This window comes from Lelliottia wanjuensis (assembly GCF_030238365.1).
Taxonomy (GTDB): Bacteria; Pseudomonadota; Gammaproteobacteria; order Enterobacterales; family Enterobacteriaceae; genus Enterobacter; species Enterobacter wanjuensis.
This window is the reverse complement of record NZ_JASSOT010000072.1, coordinates 1-16,353: the sequence shown is the minus strand read 5'-3', so window position 1 is coordinate 16,353 and position 16,353 is coordinate 1. Positions and strand designations below refer to the sequence as shown.

Genomic DNA, 16,353 nt, shown 5'->3' with positions numbered 1-16,353 from the left:
ATTGATGACTATGGATACTCGTCACCCCCCTGTTCGTCTCTCACAGCGTCTGATTAGCTGGATGGTTTGCAGCCTGATGGTCTGGCAGCCCGTCGCCCCCGCGTTTGCGGCGGTGATGACGCCTGGCGGAAAGACCACGATGGATCAGGCCGGGAACGGGGTGCCGGTGGTGAATATCGCCCCGCCGAATGGGGCGGGGATTTCACATAACCAGTTCAACAGCTACAACGTTGGCAAAGAAGGGGTGATCCTCAATAACGCCACCGACCGTCTGACCCAGACGCAGCTCGGCGGCCTGATCCAGAACAACCCGAACCTGGTGGCGGGCAAAGAAGCGAAAGGCATTATCAACGAAGTGACGGGCGGCAGTCGTTCTCAGCTCCAGGGCTATACGGAAGTCGGCGGAAAAGCGGCGAGCGTGATGGTCGCCAACCCCTACGGCATCACCTGTAACGGCTGCGGATTTATCAACACCCCGAATGTGACCTTAACCACCGGCAAACCGCAGTTCGACGCGAACGGGAACCTGCTGGCGCTGGATGTCAGCAAAGGGGCGATCACCATTGAAGGCCAGGGGCTGGATGCCAGTCAAAGCGATGCCCTGTCGATCATCGCCCGCGCTACCGAGGTCAATGCGGCGATCCACGCCCGGGATCTGACGGTGACGGCGGGGGCAAACCGCGTCGGCGCAGATGGCAGCGTAAAAGTCATCGCCGGTGAAGGGGTCGCGCCTGTCATCGCGGTGGATACCAGCGCCCTGGGCGGTATGTACGCCAACCGCATTCGCCTGGTGTCGAGCGATAAAGGCGTGGGGGTGAACCTCGGTAATCTGAATGCCCGTCAGGGCGATATTCAGCTGGATGCCAACGGTAAACTGACGGTCACGAACAGCCTCGCCAGCGGAGCGATTACCGCCAAAGGCGCAGGCGTGACGCTCAACGGTAGCCATCAGTCGGGCGGGGCGCTCAACGTCGCCAGCTCGCAGGATATCGCGCTGAATAACAGCACCCTGGTGAGCGGCGGCGAAATGCGCCTGACCAATGATGGCAAACTGCAGATGAGCGGCGGGAGCGCCACCAGTAAAGCGGCGCTGACGGTGAACAGCGGTCAGGATTTGACGCTCAACAACGCGACGCTCGGCAGCGACACGCAGACCACGCTCACCAGCGGCGGCACGCTGGCCGCAACGGGCAGCGCGGTGTCGGCAGGTAAAAATCTTGCGCTTAAGGGACAACAGCTCACGCTGGATAATCGCAGCCGCGCCGATGCGGCGAGCAATATCGATCTCAGCGGTGAGCGCATCACCAGCCAGGGGCAACTTAACGCGGGTGGCGATCTGACGAGCGCCAGCCAGCAGCTGGACAACAGCGGCCTGATGGCGGCGAAGGGGCGCGCCAGCGTACAGGCCGAGGGCCTGACGAACAGCGGCACCTTGCAGGGCAACGGCGTCACCCTTGCCGGGAAAAACATCACCAACAGCGGCACGGTGCAAAGCGGCGGCCAGCTGCAGGTCAGCGCCGGGACGCTCAACCAGCAGGGCACCCTCACTGCCAAAGGCGATGCGGAACTGAACGCCAGCGAGTCTCTTCGCAATAGCGGAAGCGTGGTGGCGGACGGTGCGCTGCGTGCCAAAGCGGGCGCGCTGGTGCAAAACGGCGTGTTCTCCGGGGCAAAAGCGCTGACGGCGGATGCCGACACCCTCACCAGCGGCAAAGATTCACGAACCACCAGCCAGGGCAACATCCAGCTCACCGCCGCCCAGCTCGCCGATCTCAACGGCCAGACGGACGCCGCGGGCGCACTGTCCGTCAGCGGCAAAAATCTCACCACCCGCGCTGACGCGCATCTTCAGAGCGGTCAGGATCTGACCCTGCAAGCAAATAGCGCGGATCTTGGCGGCGTGCAGGCGGCAAAAGGCGCGTTGCGCGCTTCGGCACAGAACCTCGATCACAGCGGCACATCCACGGCGAAAACCCTCTCTTTTGGCGCCACCGACGGCATCACCCAGCGCGGTGAACTCACGGCGAATGCTATCGCCCTCAACGGGCAGCGCATCAACCAGAGCGGCAAAGCGAAAGCGGACAGCATCACCCTCACAGCACCGGACGCGATAGCGAACAGCGGCACGCTGGTGGCCGACGTCCTGACTCTCGATGGCAAACAGATAAGTAACAGCGGTCTGTTGCAGGGAAACACCCTGCTAACCCTGCGGGCGACCACGCTGGATAACCTGACAGGCGGCGCGATTTATAGCGCCCGTAACCTGACGCTCAATCTGCCGGAACTGAACAACAGCGGTCTCATCACCACGGACGCCGATCTGGGGTGGCAGGGCAATGCGCTGACCAATAGCGGCGAAATCAACGGCGTAAATCTGCGTCTTGATGGCAACTCGCTGACTAACCAGACGGCCGGTCGTCTGCTGGCCGACGATGCGTTGAACGTTAAAGGTTCGACGCTACTAAACGACGGTCAGATAGCGGCAAAAAACCTGCAACTGACGGGCAATACCCTGCAAAACCAGGGCGTGATGCAGGGGTATGACATTCTTACTCTCAACGCCGACGAGGTCACGAACGGCGGCGCCATGCGCAGCGACGGCACGCTGACCCTTCGCGGCGCGACGCTGGCGAACAGCGGGGAGCTGAGCGCGACGAACCTGCTGCTCACCCTGTCTCGCCAGATGCAAAACAACAGCAGCGGACAGATTATCGCCCGCAACGGACTGACGCTCGCGACGCCGGAGCTGCTGAACAGCGGGCTGCTGGCCGGAGCGAATGTGCAACTCAACGCGGGGACCATCGCCAACAGCGGTACGCTGCAGGGGACAACTGCGCTAACGGCGACGGGAACGCAGCTCAACAACCAGCAGAACGGCAAAGTGCTCTCCGGCGGGGACGTGCGTCTGCAAAACGACAAATTCATCAACGCCGGTTTGCTGCAGGGCAAAACCCTCAACCTGGCGACCGGCGAGTGGATCAACAGCGGCAACGCGCTGGGCGAAGCGGGCATCACCGCGACGATCGCCAAATCCTTGACCAACGACGGCAACGTGCTGAGCCAGCAAAAGCTGGATCTGAACGCGGCTAACATCAATAACCGCGGGCAGCTGCTGGCGAAAGTACTGACCCTGCGCGGCGACCTGCAAAACAGCGGTCTGTTGCAGGGGAGCAGCGCACTGACCTGGACCGGTGGCGGACTCACCAACCAGACGCAGGGGCAAATTACCGGCGGCGAAACGCTGACGCTCAGCGGCAAATCCTTAAGCAACCAGGGGCAGATTCAGGCGCGCGACGCCTCTGTCACCGCAGACGCCATCAGCAACAGCGGGTCGGTGCAGACGCTGGATCGTCTTACCCTCAACGCTGGCGGACGGCTGGATAATCAGGGCACCCTCCTCAGCCAAAATCTGTTTGAACTGACGGCGGCGCAGCTCTTTAACGACGGGCAGCTGGCGGCGAAAACGCTGACGCTCACTACGCCGCAGCTGACGAACAACGGCATTCTGCAAGGCAACGACGGCCTGACGCTGACCACCCGCTCGCTGACCAACGGCCAAAGCGGACAGCTGGTAAGCGGCGGCGCGCTCGCGATGGATCTTGATAAGCTCGAAAACCACGGCCTGATGCAGGTCAATCAGCGGCTGACAGTTAAGGGCAACGATCTGCTCAACAGCGGCGATATTCAGGCGGATGCGCTGGAGATGACCCTCCACAACGCGCTGAATAATCAGGGCGGGCTGGTCGCCAAAAATGACGCCGCGCTGAACGCCGTCACCCTGACCAATACCGGGACGCTGGCAGGCAAAACCCTCACGCTGGGGGCCACCGATATCCGCAACAGCGGCCTGATTCAGGGCAACGATCGGGCGGAGGCGACGGCGAGTCGGATCAGCAACGACGCGGCGGGTAAATGGCTCTCCGGCGGCGCGCTCACCCTGAACGGCGGAACGCTTAGCAACGCGGGTGCCCTTCAGGGGGAAAACCTGAGCCTGACGGGCTCGTCGCTGGATAACAGCGGGACAGTTAACGGCCTGAAAGGGCTCACCGGCAACCTCAGCGGCAAGATAACCAACACCGGCCTGCTACAGAGCGGCGGCGCGGTGAAGTTCACCGCCGATAGCCTGCTGAACCCAGGCCGCGTGATGGGCAAAACCCTGACGCTAAACGCCCGCGAACTGAACAACAGCGGCCTGTGGCAGGGCACCGACGCCCTCACGCTGACGGGTGATTCGCTCGTCACCGGCGCGGCGTCAAAAACGCTGACCGGCGGGGCGCTGACGCTGGATGCCGGGCAGCTAACCACCCAGGGCACGCTTCAGGGCAACGGCGTAACGGTAACGGCGGACGGCTGGACGCACGGCGGATCGCTCCTCAGCCAGGGGGCGTTAATCGCCAGTGTTGGCGGCACCCTCACCTCAACCGGCGCGCTGATGAGCCAGGGCGACACGGCAATCACCGCGCAGACGCTGGATAACCGGGGCCAACTGCTGGGCGAAGGGGATATGCGGCTCGGCGGCATCTCGCTCAAAAACAGCGGGGCGGTGCAGGGGAAAACCCTCGCACTGCGCCAGACCAGTATCAACAACCAGGGAACGCTGACGGGGCTGCAAAGCCTGACGCTGAAGGCCCAGCAGCAACTGATGGCCCGCATGGCGATGGCTGCGCCGCAGCTGGAGCTGATCAACGGCGCGTCGGGGGCGCTGCTCACGCAGGGCACGCTGAATATTACCTCCGGGACGGTCACCAATAACGGGTCCTGGCAGGGGCAAAACATTCTGCTGGATGCCCAGTCGCTGACCAACAACGGCGCGGTGCAGAGCGCCGACGCGCTGCAAATGACGCTGGCAACTAATCTGACCAACGGCGCGGGCAGCAAAATCACTGCGCTGGGCAGCGCGACGCTGCAGGCGATGTCACTCAACAATCAGGGCCAGTGGGCGGCGAAAAACCTGACACTCAAAGGGACGACGCTCAGCAACAGCGGGGCGATCAGCGGTGTGAACGGGCTGACGCTGGCCCAGACCGGGGCCATCACCCAGCAGCAGAACGGGACGATGCTGACCGGCGGGGCGCTGAATCTCAACGCCGCCTCCCTCGCTAACGACGGAAAAATCCAGGGCGCAACGCTCGGCGTGACCAGCGGCGCATTGACCAACAACGGGCGATTGCAGGGGGATAACGGCGCGACGTTTAGCCTCAGCGGAGCGCTGACCAACAACGCTGGCGGGGAGATCGTCAGCCGTCAGGGGCTGACCGTAACGACGCCCTCTCTTTTCAACTACGGCCTGATGCAGGGCGGCGGCGACACAAACGTCACCGCCAACACTCAGGCACGCAACGACGGCAAACTGCTTTCCGGCGCACGCCTGACGCTGACGACGCCGCAGTTCACCGGCGCGGGCTGGCTTCAGGCGACGAATCTGATCCTCAACGCGGCGACGGCAACTAACGGCGGCACCTGGCTTGCGGATCAGACCACGCTGACGGGCAATACGTTGGTAAACCAGGGCACCACCCAGGCGGGAACGCTGGCGGTGAATTATGACCAGATGACAAACAGCGGGACGCTGCTCGGCAACAGCCAGCTGACGATTGACGCCGATCAGGTCACCCAGAGCGCGGCGGGTAAGTTGCTCAGCGGCGGCGATCTGTGGCTGGAGAGTAAAGGGCTGGATGCGGTCGGCCAGCTGGTTTCGCTGGGCAATCTGACCTTAAAACTCACGAATGCGTTTACCGGTAAGACGGCGATCGCGGCGGGGAAAACCCTCAGTATCAGCAGTAACGGTGCGATCGAAAACCGCAGCGTGATGCAGGGCCAGGCGGTCAATCTGACCGCGGGCGGCGCGCTGACCAACAACGGGCAACTGACCACCGGCAGCGGCGCGAGTGCGCTCTCCGGCAGCACCGTGGCGCTCAACGGTGCCGGGACGATCCAGGGTGGCGGCGATATCGCCATCGCCAGCCGCGGCAATATCACCGTGGACGGTTTCACCGGCACCCGCGGCTCCCTGACGCTCAGCGCGCCAGGGTCGATCGTCAACACCGCCCTGCTCTACGCCGCGAACAATCTGGCGCTGTACGCCAACAGCATCACCAACCAGCGCGGCGACATTCTTGCCGGAAATAATCTGTGGATGCAGAAAGACGCGGCAGGGAATGCGAACAGTGAAGTGGTGAATACGTCGGGGACGATTGAGACGCAGAATGGTGATATTTCAATTAAGACCGGACATTTGCTAAATGAACGTGCTGGATTATCGGCAAGTGTTACCGCAGAAACCGAGATCACCAATCAATATTCATGGCTGACGCAGACAGAGGCTCTCGTACCGCTCAGTTACCTGGATAGTGTTAATTACAATTATGGGTATTACCGCGTTGATACGGGGTGCGCTAACTCTTGTGCAGGGGCATATTGGTCACGACCTGCGCCATATAAAAATGCTGGCGATTTAGAATTCGCGGTATCTCGCTCGCAGGTCGTTGTCAGCAGCGATGGTTCAGCCGCAGCGCGCATATCCTCCGGGCGCGATGCTCTGTTGTCAGCGAATACGATGGAAAATAATGCCAGTAACATTCTGGCGACGAAAAATATCGTACTCAGCGGCGGGACACTGAACAACCAATCCTGGATTGAAAGTGCTCAGACACGCTATATGACATATTCCTATGGCGGTGATGAGTTCGCAAAAGAATCAAAAATAACCTCCCAAAACGGTACCGGCGGTGTGAATTACATCTATTTCACGTCCCGAGGGAATATCCGCACAGAAGGCGTTGATGGAAACGCTTATCGGGCCGTTATCCAGGCCGGTGGCAATGTCGTTGCTAACTTCACCAGTGATATCAGCAATACCACCACCACGGCGAATGTTGGCGGGAATAGCTCAACTATCAAAGCTCCTACGCTCACGACTTTGAGCAACCAAACCATTGATGGTGCTGCACAAAAGCAGAACCTGGCGAACACCGGCGTGGTCGCGGTCAACTCCCCGCAGTGGAACGATCAACTCCAGGGCGCGTTGCAGCAAATCAACGGCGGCGGCGCGCTGGACAGCAGCGGCGCAAGCAGCACCTCGCTCAGCAACATCTCCACCAGCCAAAAAGGCAACGCCAGCCTCGGTCAGCTTAATGAGCTGGCAAAAGCGGGCGTCACCACGGCGGACCTCAACACCGCCAAAGGCGGCGCAACCGGGCAGTATCAGGGCAAAACCGTCGATACCAGCGCCTACCCGCTGCCATCAGGCAACAACGGCTATTTTGTGGTTTCCGATAATCCAAAAAGCCCGTACCTCATTAACGTCAACCCGAAACTGAACGGCCTCGGGCAGCTCGATCCCGCCCTGTTCGCCGATCTCAACAAAATGCTCGGCACGCAGCCGTCGACCAGCGCTCCACAGGAGACGCGCGCCGCCTTTACCGATGAAAAACAGGTGCTCGGGTCGTCCTACATGCTGGGTCGTCTCAACCTGAACCCGGATTACGACTACCGCTTCCTCGGCGACGCGGCGTTTGATACGCGCTACGTCAGCAATACGGTGCTCAACCAGACGGGCAGCCGCTACCTGAATGGCGTCGGGTCCGATCTCGACCAGATGCGCTACCTGATGGACAGCGCCGCCGCAGCGCAGCAGTCGCTGGGCCTGCAGTTCGGCGTCTCTCTGACCGCCGATCAGATCGCCTCCCTCGACCACAGCATCCTGTGGTGGGAAAAAGCGACCATCAACGGCGAAACGGTGATGGTGCCGAAAGTCTATCTCTCGCCGAAGGACGTCACCGTCAACAACGGCAGCGTCATCGCGGGCAACAACGTCAGCCTGACCGGCGGCAACATTACCAACAGCGGCAGTTCGCTGGTGGCGAACAACAACCTGACGCTCGACAGCCAGAACAGCATCAGCAACCTCAACAACGGCCTGATCAAAGCGGGCGGCGATCTCAACCTGAGCGCCATCGGCGATATCAACAACATCAGCTCCACCATCAGCGGCAAAACGGTGCAGCTGGCGAGCCTCGACGGCAGCATCAACAACCTGACGCTGGCGGATCAGATTGATATCAATGCCAAAGGCAAATACAGCAACGTCAGTATTAAAGACACCGTCCTCGGCACCACGGCCTCGATCACGGCGCAGGATTCCCTGTCGCTCGAAGCAGGTAAAAACATCACCGTGACGGGTGCGAACCTCGCCTCGGGCGGCGATATGCTGCTGAACGCGTGGGGCGATATCGCGGTTAACGCCAATCAGATCAACGACGCCTACAGCTCCAGCCAGGCCAAAACCAGCCGTTCGTCCGTGACGTACCAGGGCAGCACGGTAAATGCGGGCGGCAACCTCAGCATCAACGCCGGGAACAACATCGACCTCAGCGCCAGTGACCTGAAAGCCGGCGGCAGCGCCGGGCTGAACGCGGGTAACGATCTGAATCTTAACGCGGAGCAGACCAGCGACAGCAGCCGTAAAGGCAAGAGCGAGTCCCACAGTACCGGCATCGATCGCACGACGATTTCCGCAGGCGACAACCTGGTGCTGAAAGCCGGGCAGGATATTAATTCGCAGGCGGCAGCGCTGGCGGCGGAGAAAGATGTCGGCATACAGGCCGGGCGCGACGTGAACCTTGAAGCGCAGGCGACCGGCGAAGGCGACAGCTACAAATCGAGCAAGAAAACCGTCATCAACGAATCGGTGCGCCAGCAGGGAACCGAAATCGCCAGCGGCGGCAACACGGTGGTCATCGCCGGGCGGGATGTGAACTCCGAAGCGGCGCAGGTGACCGCGCAGGGAGACATTGGCGTTGTGGCGGGTCGCGACGTGAATCTCACTACCGCCACGGAAAGCGATTACTACTACAAAGAGCAGACCAAAACCAAGAGCGGTTTCCTCAGCAAAAAAACCACGCACACCATCGAGGAGAGCAGCGCCACCCATGAAAGCGGCACGCTGCTGAGCGGGGATAATGTGCAGGTCGCGGCGGGGAATAACCTGCTGGTGAAAGGCTCCGGCGTGGTCGGGGATGATCAGGTCACGCTCAGGGCCGGTAACAACGTCGATATTGTGGCGGCGACCAACAGCAATACGGACTGGCGCTTCAAAGAAGAGAAGAAAAGCGGCCTGATGGGGTCGGGCGGCATCGGCTTCACCATTGGCAGCAGCAAATCGACGCACGATCTGCGTGAGAAGGGAACGACGCAAAGCCAGAGCTTCAGCACCGTCGGTTCGACGGGCGGCAACGTGGATATTTCTGCCGGAAACCAGGCGCATATCGGCGGCGCCGATCTGGTGGCCGGGAAAGATTTAAACCTCAGCGGCAGCAGCGTCATCATCGAACCAGGGCACGACAAACGCACCCGCGATGAAACCTTCGAGCAGAAGAAAAGCGGGCTGACGGTCGCGCTGTCCGGCACGGTGGGTGGCGCGATTAATAACGCGGTGAGTGCGGCGCAGGATGCGCATGAGGAGAGCGATGGGCGTCTGGCGGCGTTGCAGGCGACTAAAACTGCGCTGTCCGGTGTGCAGGCCGGGCAGGCGGTGGATATGGCCGCGACCACGGGCGATCCGAATGCGCTGGGGGTCGCCCTCTCACTCACCACGCAAAAATCGAAATCAGAACAGCACGCGCAGAGCGATGTGGTGACGGGCAGCACGCTGAACGCGGGCAATAACCTCTCCATCACCGCGAACGGGAAAGGCCACGGCCCGAACAGCGGCGATATCGTGATTGCAGGCAGCCAGCTGAAAGCGGGCGGCGACACCACCCTGGATGCGCAAAACGATATTCTGCTGAGCGGTGCGGCGAATACTCAGCAGTCGAGCGGCAAGAACAGCAGCAGCGGCGGCGGTGTGGGCGTGAGTATCGGTGGGGGCGGCAACGGTGCGGGCATCAGCGTGTTCGCCAACGTCAACGCGGCCCACGGGAAAGATAAGGGCAATGGCACTGACTGGACCGAAACCACAATAGACAGCGGCAAAACCGTCACCATCAAGAGCGGAAACGATACCGTACTCGACGGAGCGCAGGTCAACGGCAATAAAATTGTCGCCGACGTCGGTCATGACCTGCTGATGAGCAGCCAGCAGGACACCAACAAGTACGACAGCAAGCAGACCAGCGTGGCGGCTGGCGGCAGCTTTACCTTCGGCACGATGTCTGGCTCCGGCTACATCAACGCCAGCCAGGACAAGATGAAGAGCCGCTTCGACTCGGTCGCCGAGCAGACCGGGCTGTTTGCCGGTGACGGCGGCTTCGACATCACTGTCGGCAACCACACCCAGCTCGACGGGGCGGTCATCGCATCCACTGCAACGGCGGATAAAAACAGCCTCGATACCGGGACACTGGGCTTCACTGACCTGCACAACGAAGCCGATTTCAAAACCCAGCACTCAGGCATCAGTCTGAGCGGCGGCGGCAGCTTCGGGGATGAATTCCCGGGCAACATGCCGGGCGGGATGATTTCAGCGGCGGGCAACAAAGGCCACGCGGAAGGCACAACCCAGGCGGCAATCGCTGACGGCACCATCACCATCCGCGACAAAGCCAGCCAGAAACAGGATGTGGCGGACCTGAGCCGCGATACGGAGCATGCCAACGACAGCATCAGCCCAATCTTCGACAAGGAAAAAGAGCAGAACCGCCTGAAAGAGGTGGGGATGATCAGCGACATCGGCAGCCAGGTAGCGGACATTGCGCGGACGCAGGGGGATCTGAACGGACTGAAAGAGGCAAAAGATAAATACGGCGATCTTCCGGCGAATGCGACGGAAGAACAGCGTCTGGCATATCTGGCGAAACTGCGTGCCACACCGGAATACCAGGGCGAGATGAAGAAGCTCGGCACCGGGAGCGATATCCAGCGCGGTATCCAGGCGGCAACGGCGGCGTTGCAGGGTCTGGCGGGTGGCAATATCGGTGGTGCGCTGGCGGGGGCTTCGGCGCCGGAGCTGGCGCATCTGCTGAAATCAACGGAAGGTGATCCGGCAGTCAACGCGATAGCGCATGCGATCCTGGGTGGTGCTGTGGCGGCTATTCAGGGCAATAGTGCAGCGGCAGGAGCCGTGGGTGCGGCATCCGGTGAGGTGATTGCGAGAGCCATTGCCGGGATTTATTACCCTGATGTAAAAATGTCTGATCTGACGGAAGAACAGAAGCAGACCATCAGTTCGCTGGCGAGTATTTCGGCAGGTATAGCAGGTGGGCTTGCGGGTGGCAATACGGCTGGCGCAGCTGCCGGGGCGGGGGCTGGGAAGAATGCGGTTGAGAACAATTTCCTTAGTGCAAGCCAGTCGCTGACCTTTGATAAAGAGCTGTCGGACTGCCGCAAATCGGGTGGTGACTGCCAGTCTGTCATTGATAAATGGAAGAACGTCAGCGACAAACAGAGCCAGCAACTGGATGAAACCCTGAAAGATAACCCTGCTTCCGCACTTGCCTGGGATAAAGAACTGGCCGAAGGTGGTTTGGATATGGCGAGTCGTCCGGCCTGGATGAATAATATTCCGGGTGCAGGGGGAATGAACGATGAGAAGGCCCGCGCATATGTTCAGCAGTGGAACAGCCAGGATCTGAGTAAGATCGATGCCGGTACGCCAGGCTGGATGCAGTTTGCGGCGTTTGCATCAGACCCGGAAAATCAGGCTGCGCTGGGTTCACTGGGACTGCTGGCAAAAGACGTGACGATTGCCGCCGTCTCCTTTATGAGCCGTAATACGGCGACAGCAACGGTGAGCGCTGCTGATATTGGCCTGAAGTGGGGCCAGGGGAACATGAAACAGGGTATGCCGTGGGAGGATTATGTCGGAAATACATTACCGTCAACGACAGATCGTTTACCGGTTGGATTTAGAACGTTTGATTATTATGATGCTTCGACTAAAACGGCATATAGTGTTAAATCTTTAGATACACAGACGATATCTAGACTTAATAAGCCAAATCAGCTCTATAGTACAGTGAAAGGAAATATCGATAAAGCTGTGGGGTTTAAAGATAGCTCCCGTTCAGGCATTAGCCTTGATTCATCAATGATCTCTAACAAAGAAATTCAGTTAGCTGTCCCAGCTAATACAACCAAAACTCAGTGGACAGAAATCAATAGAGCTGTCGAATATGGTAAAACCCAAGGTGTCACAGTGAAGATCACACAGGTGAAATGATGGTATTTAATCAAAATCAGGATTATTGGGCTAACGTTTTTGTAACTGATGAATTTTTGTGCGTTGACACATATTCTGGATTAGGTATGACCGGAAGAGACCCTCTTTTCCCCTCTCATCTTCTCCCTCCTAATGCTGATGATATATCCATTGGCGAAACAATCCTTCTGTCATTATCCAATAGCCGGAGCTTGACTATCCGTGAAGAGCGTGCGGATTTTTTTAATTTGGAACGCAATAAGGAAAACTATAAACAATGGATAGCAATGTTGATGGGAAAATATAATTATAAAACGAAAAGAAAGTTATTCAATAACATGAAAAAATGTGGGGTCCATTTGGTAAATGGACTCATTACTATTTCCCCTTCCCGACATGAAAAACTTGAGGCATGGGGAAGAACAAAAGGCGATGGCATTGAAGACGTTGTATTATCTGTCGATAGTACTCCTGAAGAGATCGGTGCGGGTCTCAGGCTTGCATTAAGTCGCTGTAAATGATAACTAAAGTTTCAGAAGAACCCGCCTTTATCAGGCGGGATTTTTTAATTTCATTCAAACCGCCTCAAGCACCACCTTCGCTGCCACTCCCGTCAAAAACCGCCTCACCTGCTCCTGCTCTTTCTCCGGCAAACTGCTGATCTTGTTCAGGTCTTTCATAAACGATGTTTCTTCCGGGCGAGTGGTGATCACCAGACACCCCGGCATCACCCGCACATCCAGCGGTGTGCCGGTGGTAAACCCGGCTTCTTCCATCCAGTGGCCGTTCAGGCGCAGGCTGGCGCTGCGGGTATAGCGCCGGGTTCTCTCGGTCTTGCGATCGTAGTGGCGGGTACTGACATAACTCACCGTCATACGCCGTACGCTTTTAGAAATCCCTTTTGCTTTCTTTTCAACCGCACGAACGCCATTTTTGCGTACCGCTTCGCGGTTTCTGGAAATATTGGCCAAAGTTTCAGAATCTGTTTTGGCAATAATCACTTCTGGCTTAATATCGCACTTAGCCATATTCAACTCCTTTTTAGTTGTTTGTGGTTAGCGGTGTAAGGGTGCTCTAACACCTTTACATCGCGTTCTTTAATAATCTGAATTTATAGTTTTATGTTACTTTCCTGTTGAGGCCTTATTCTTATCTGTTCCTATTATACCTTGCTGAATAAAAACACAGTAAAAAGTTGACGGGTAATATTGAAAATTGCGAGGCTGCTTCAGAAAATAATATAGATACATGTAACGTTGTGCTTTTAATAATTTAGTTAAGACTTCATCTATTATTTCTTTTCTCAACCCCTATGGTGTCGGTAGCTGGGGGTATCAGTGTATTTGCCAACGGTAACTCTGCCCACGGGAAAGACAAGGGCAACGGCACCGACTGGACCGAGACCACGATAGACAGCGGCAAAACGGTCTCCATCAAGAGCGGAAACGACACCGTACTCGACGGGGCACAAGTCAACGGCAACACAATCATTGCCGACGTGGGTCACGACCTGCTGATGAGCAGCCAGCAGAACAATAACGACTACGACAGTAAACAAACCAGCGTGGCAGGAGGCGGCAGCTTCACCTTCGGTTCGATGTCCGATTCGGGCTATATCAGCGTCAGTCAGGACAAGATGAAGAGTCGCTTCGACTCGGTCGCCGAGCAGACCGGGTTGTTTGCCGGAGACGGTGGTTTTGACATCACCGTCGGCAACCACACACAGCTTGACGGGGCGGTCATTGCATCCACGGCAACGGCGGATAAAAACAGCCTCGACACGGGCACGCTGGGCTTTAGCGATATTCACAACGAAGCGGATTTTAAAACCCACCACGCGGGCGGCTCGTTTAACAGCGGGGGCAGTATCGCCGGGCAGTTTGCCAGCAATGCGGCGAGTACGCTGCTGGCAGGCGGTGGCAACAAAGGCCATGCAGAGGGAACGACGCAGGCGGCAATCGCTGACGGCACGATAACCGTTCGTGATAAGGCTGGCCAGAAACAGGACGTGGCAGATCTGAGCCGCGACACGGAACATGCCAACGACAGCATCAGCCCGATCTTCGACAAGGAGAAAGAGCAGAACCGCCTGAAAGCAATCGGGCTTATCAGCGACATCAGCGTTCAGGCTGCAGACATTGCAAGGACGCAGGGTGAGCTGGCCGGGCGTAAGGCGGCGAAAGATCCGGCATCGCTGGAAGAAGCACGCCAGCAACTGGCCGTGGAAGGAAAAGCAGTCACAGATGCGGCTGTGGCAGATCGTGCGTACAACAATGCGTCGTCATTCTACGGCACGGGCGGTGCGGTTCAGCGCGGTATCCAGGCGGCCACCGGGGCACTGACCGTACTGGCGGGAGGCGGAGATCTGGCGGGTGCACTGGCAGCGGCATCGGCCCCAGAGCTGGCAAATATCATCGGGCATCGTTCTGGCCTGAACAAAGATGACGCGCTGATCGCTCATGCCCTGCTGGGCGGTGTGGTGGCCTCGTTACAGGGTAAGAGTGCGGCTGCGGGTGCTGCAGGAGCGTTGACGGGAGAACTGGCAGCCCGAGCCATAAAAGACCAGTTGTTCCCGGGTAAAGAGATCAGCGATCTGAGCGAAAGCGATAAGCAGTATATCAGCAACCTGGCAACGATTGCGTCAGGGCTTGCGGGGAATATCGTTAGTGGTAACTCAAGCGGGACAACGGCGGGGGCGCAGGCAGGGAAGAATGCGGTCGAGAATAACTCGCTGGGTCGAAATCTCTGCAATGAAGAACCTTGGGCATGTCGCGATAATCCATTAATCGAAGGTGGAGCAGGACCGAGAGGGGCCTATAACCCAACAGGGAGAAATGGCAACCCTATGAATGCAAAGGGTTCAAATACGCCAGCAGTTATTGGGGAGCGTACCTATTCAGCCCATGCAGTTGATCGCATGCAAGGGCGTGGCGTTCCACCTTCTGCTGTTGAGAATACAATTAAGACTGGTGCAACCTATCCGACGAATGCAGGTACTACAGGGTATTATGACGCAACGAACAATCTGCGCGTTATCGTTAACTCTAAAACAGGCGATGTTGTAACCGTAATTCCTGGAGCCCCTACAAAATGAGTGATCGTGTTTTATATGAGAAAGTCAGGACTGTTTTACTGCATGAATGGGATCCTATCGGAATAAAAGATCTCACTGAAGCGGATGATGAATATGATGCATATGTACAACCGATATGTGAAATGCTTCGGGCAGGAAAGAGGGTAGAGGATCTTTGCTATTACTTACATTGGTTGGTTACTGAATATATGCTTTTGGACAGTGATGGCAGTACCGAACGAAAAATCGCTGAAAAACTCATTCACCTATCAAAACTTCAATAGGAAAATCCCGCCCTTAATCCGGCGGGATTTTTTTTCGGTCACCGGTGGTCAACACATACAGCGCCCGTCCCCGCGCTTCAAAGAAGAGAAAAAAAGCGGCCTGATGGGGTCGGGCGGCATCGGCTTCACCATCGGCAGCAGCAAATCGACGCACGATCTGCGTGAGAAGGGAACGACGCAAAGCCAGAGCTTCAGCACCGTCGGTTCGACGGGCGGCAACGTGGATATTTCTGCCGGAAATCAGGCGCATATCGGCGGTGCAGATCTGGTCGCCGGGAAAGATTTAAACCTCAGCGGCAGCAGCGTCATCATCGAACCGGGGCACGACAAACGCACCCGCGATGAAACCTTCGAGCAGAAGAAAAGCGGGCTGACGGTCGCGCTGTCCGGCACGGTGGGTGGTGCGATTAACAACGCGGTGAGTGCGGCGCAGGATGCGCATGAGGAGAGCGATGGGCGACTGGCGGCGTTGCAGGCGACTAAAACTGCGCTGTCCGGTGTGCAGGCCGGGCAGGCGGTGGACATGGCCGCGACCACGGGCGATCCGAATGCGCTGGGGGTCGCCCTCTCACTCACCACGCAAAAATCGAAATCAGAACAGCACGCGCAGAGCGATGCGGTGACGGGCAGCACGCTGAACGCGGGCAATAACCTCTCCATCACCGCGAACGGGAAAGGCAGCGGCCCGAACAGCGGCGACATCGTGATTGCAGGCAGCCAGCTGAAAGCGGGTGGCGACACCACCCTGGATGCGCAAAACGATATTCTGCTGAGCGGTGCGGCGAATACTCAGCAGTCGAGCGGCAAGAACAGCAGCAGCGGCGGCGGTGTGGGCGTGAGTATCGGTGGGGGCGGCAACG

General features: G+C 58.2%; 5 protein-coding genes and 2 pseudogenes. 6 read left to right on the top strand and 1 reads right to left on the bottom strand.

Annotation, left to right across the window (positions count from 1 at the left end; genetic code table 11):
- The first annotated feature begins 10 nt into the window (after positions 1–10).
- Together QQF33_RS22185 and QQF33_RS22180 are read left to right on the top strand one after the other, a co-directional pair.
- Entirely contained in the window at positions 11–12,157 is a 12,147-nt protein-coding gene (locus tag QQF33_RS22185) for a hemagglutinin repeat-containing protein (protein ID WP_285158612.1), read from the top strand.
- The gene (locus QQF33_RS22180; protein WP_285158610.1) at positions 12,157–12,657 is read left to right on the top strand and encodes a contact-dependent growth inhibition system immunity protein; all 501 of its coding nucleotides are present in this window, start codon (positions 12,157–12,159) and stop codon (positions 12,655–12,657) included. The genes QQF33_RS22185 and QQF33_RS22180 overlap by 1 nt, the downstream gene beginning before the upstream one ends.
- A gap of 54 nt (positions 12,658–12,711) precedes the next feature.
- On the opposite strand, the gene QQF33_RS22175 is transcribed toward QQF33_RS22180, so the two are convergent.
- Positions 12,712–13,164: a SymE family type I addiction module toxin gene (locus QQF33_RS22175; RefSeq protein ID WP_285158609.1), complete on the bottom strand. Its 453-nt coding sequence runs from the start codon at positions 13,162–13,164 to the stop codon at positions 12,712–12,714.
- A gap of 302 nt (positions 13,165–13,466) precedes the next feature.
- On the opposite strand from QQF33_RS22175, the pseudogene QQF33_RS25900 reads away from it, so the two are divergent.
- The 4 genes and pseudogenes from QQF33_RS25900 to QQF33_RS22160 all read left to right on the top strand — a co-directional run.
- Positions 13,467–14,321, top strand: a pseudogene (locus QQF33_RS25900) (hemagglutinin repeat-containing protein); the annotation flags it as partial.
- 36 nt (positions 14,322–14,357) lie between these two features.
- On the top strand, positions 14,358–15,230 hold the full coding sequence (locus QQF33_RS25895) for a VENN motif pre-toxin domain-containing protein (protein ID WP_390888487.1): 873 nt from the start codon (positions 14,358–14,360) through the stop codon (positions 15,228–15,230).
- Entirely contained in the window at positions 15,227–15,493 is a 267-nt protein-coding gene (locus QQF33_RS22165) for a hypothetical protein (RefSeq protein WP_285146248.1), read from the top strand. The genes QQF33_RS25895 and QQF33_RS22165 overlap by 4 nt, the downstream gene beginning before the upstream one ends.
- Positions 15,494–15,560: 67 nt before the next feature.
- Positions 15,561–16,353, top strand: a pseudogene (locus QQF33_RS22160) (hemagglutinin repeat-containing protein); the annotation flags it as partial.

Coding starts and splice junctions, on each gene's coding strand:
- QQF33_RS22175 (WP_285158609.1), bottom strand. CDS start 13,164: ATGGCTAAGTGCGATATTAAGCCAGAAGTGATTATTGCCAAAACAGAT.
- QQF33_RS22185 (WP_285158612.1), top strand. CDS start 11: ATGGATACTCGTCACCCCCCTGTTCGTCTCTCACAGCGTCTGATTAGC.
- QQF33_RS22180 (WP_285158610.1), top strand. CDS start 12,157: ATGGTATTTAATCAAAATCAGGATTATTGGGCTAACGTTTTTGTAACT.
- QQF33_RS22165 (WP_285146248.1), top strand. CDS start 15,227: ATGAGTGATCGTGTTTTATATGAGAAAGTCAGGACTGTTTTACTGCAT.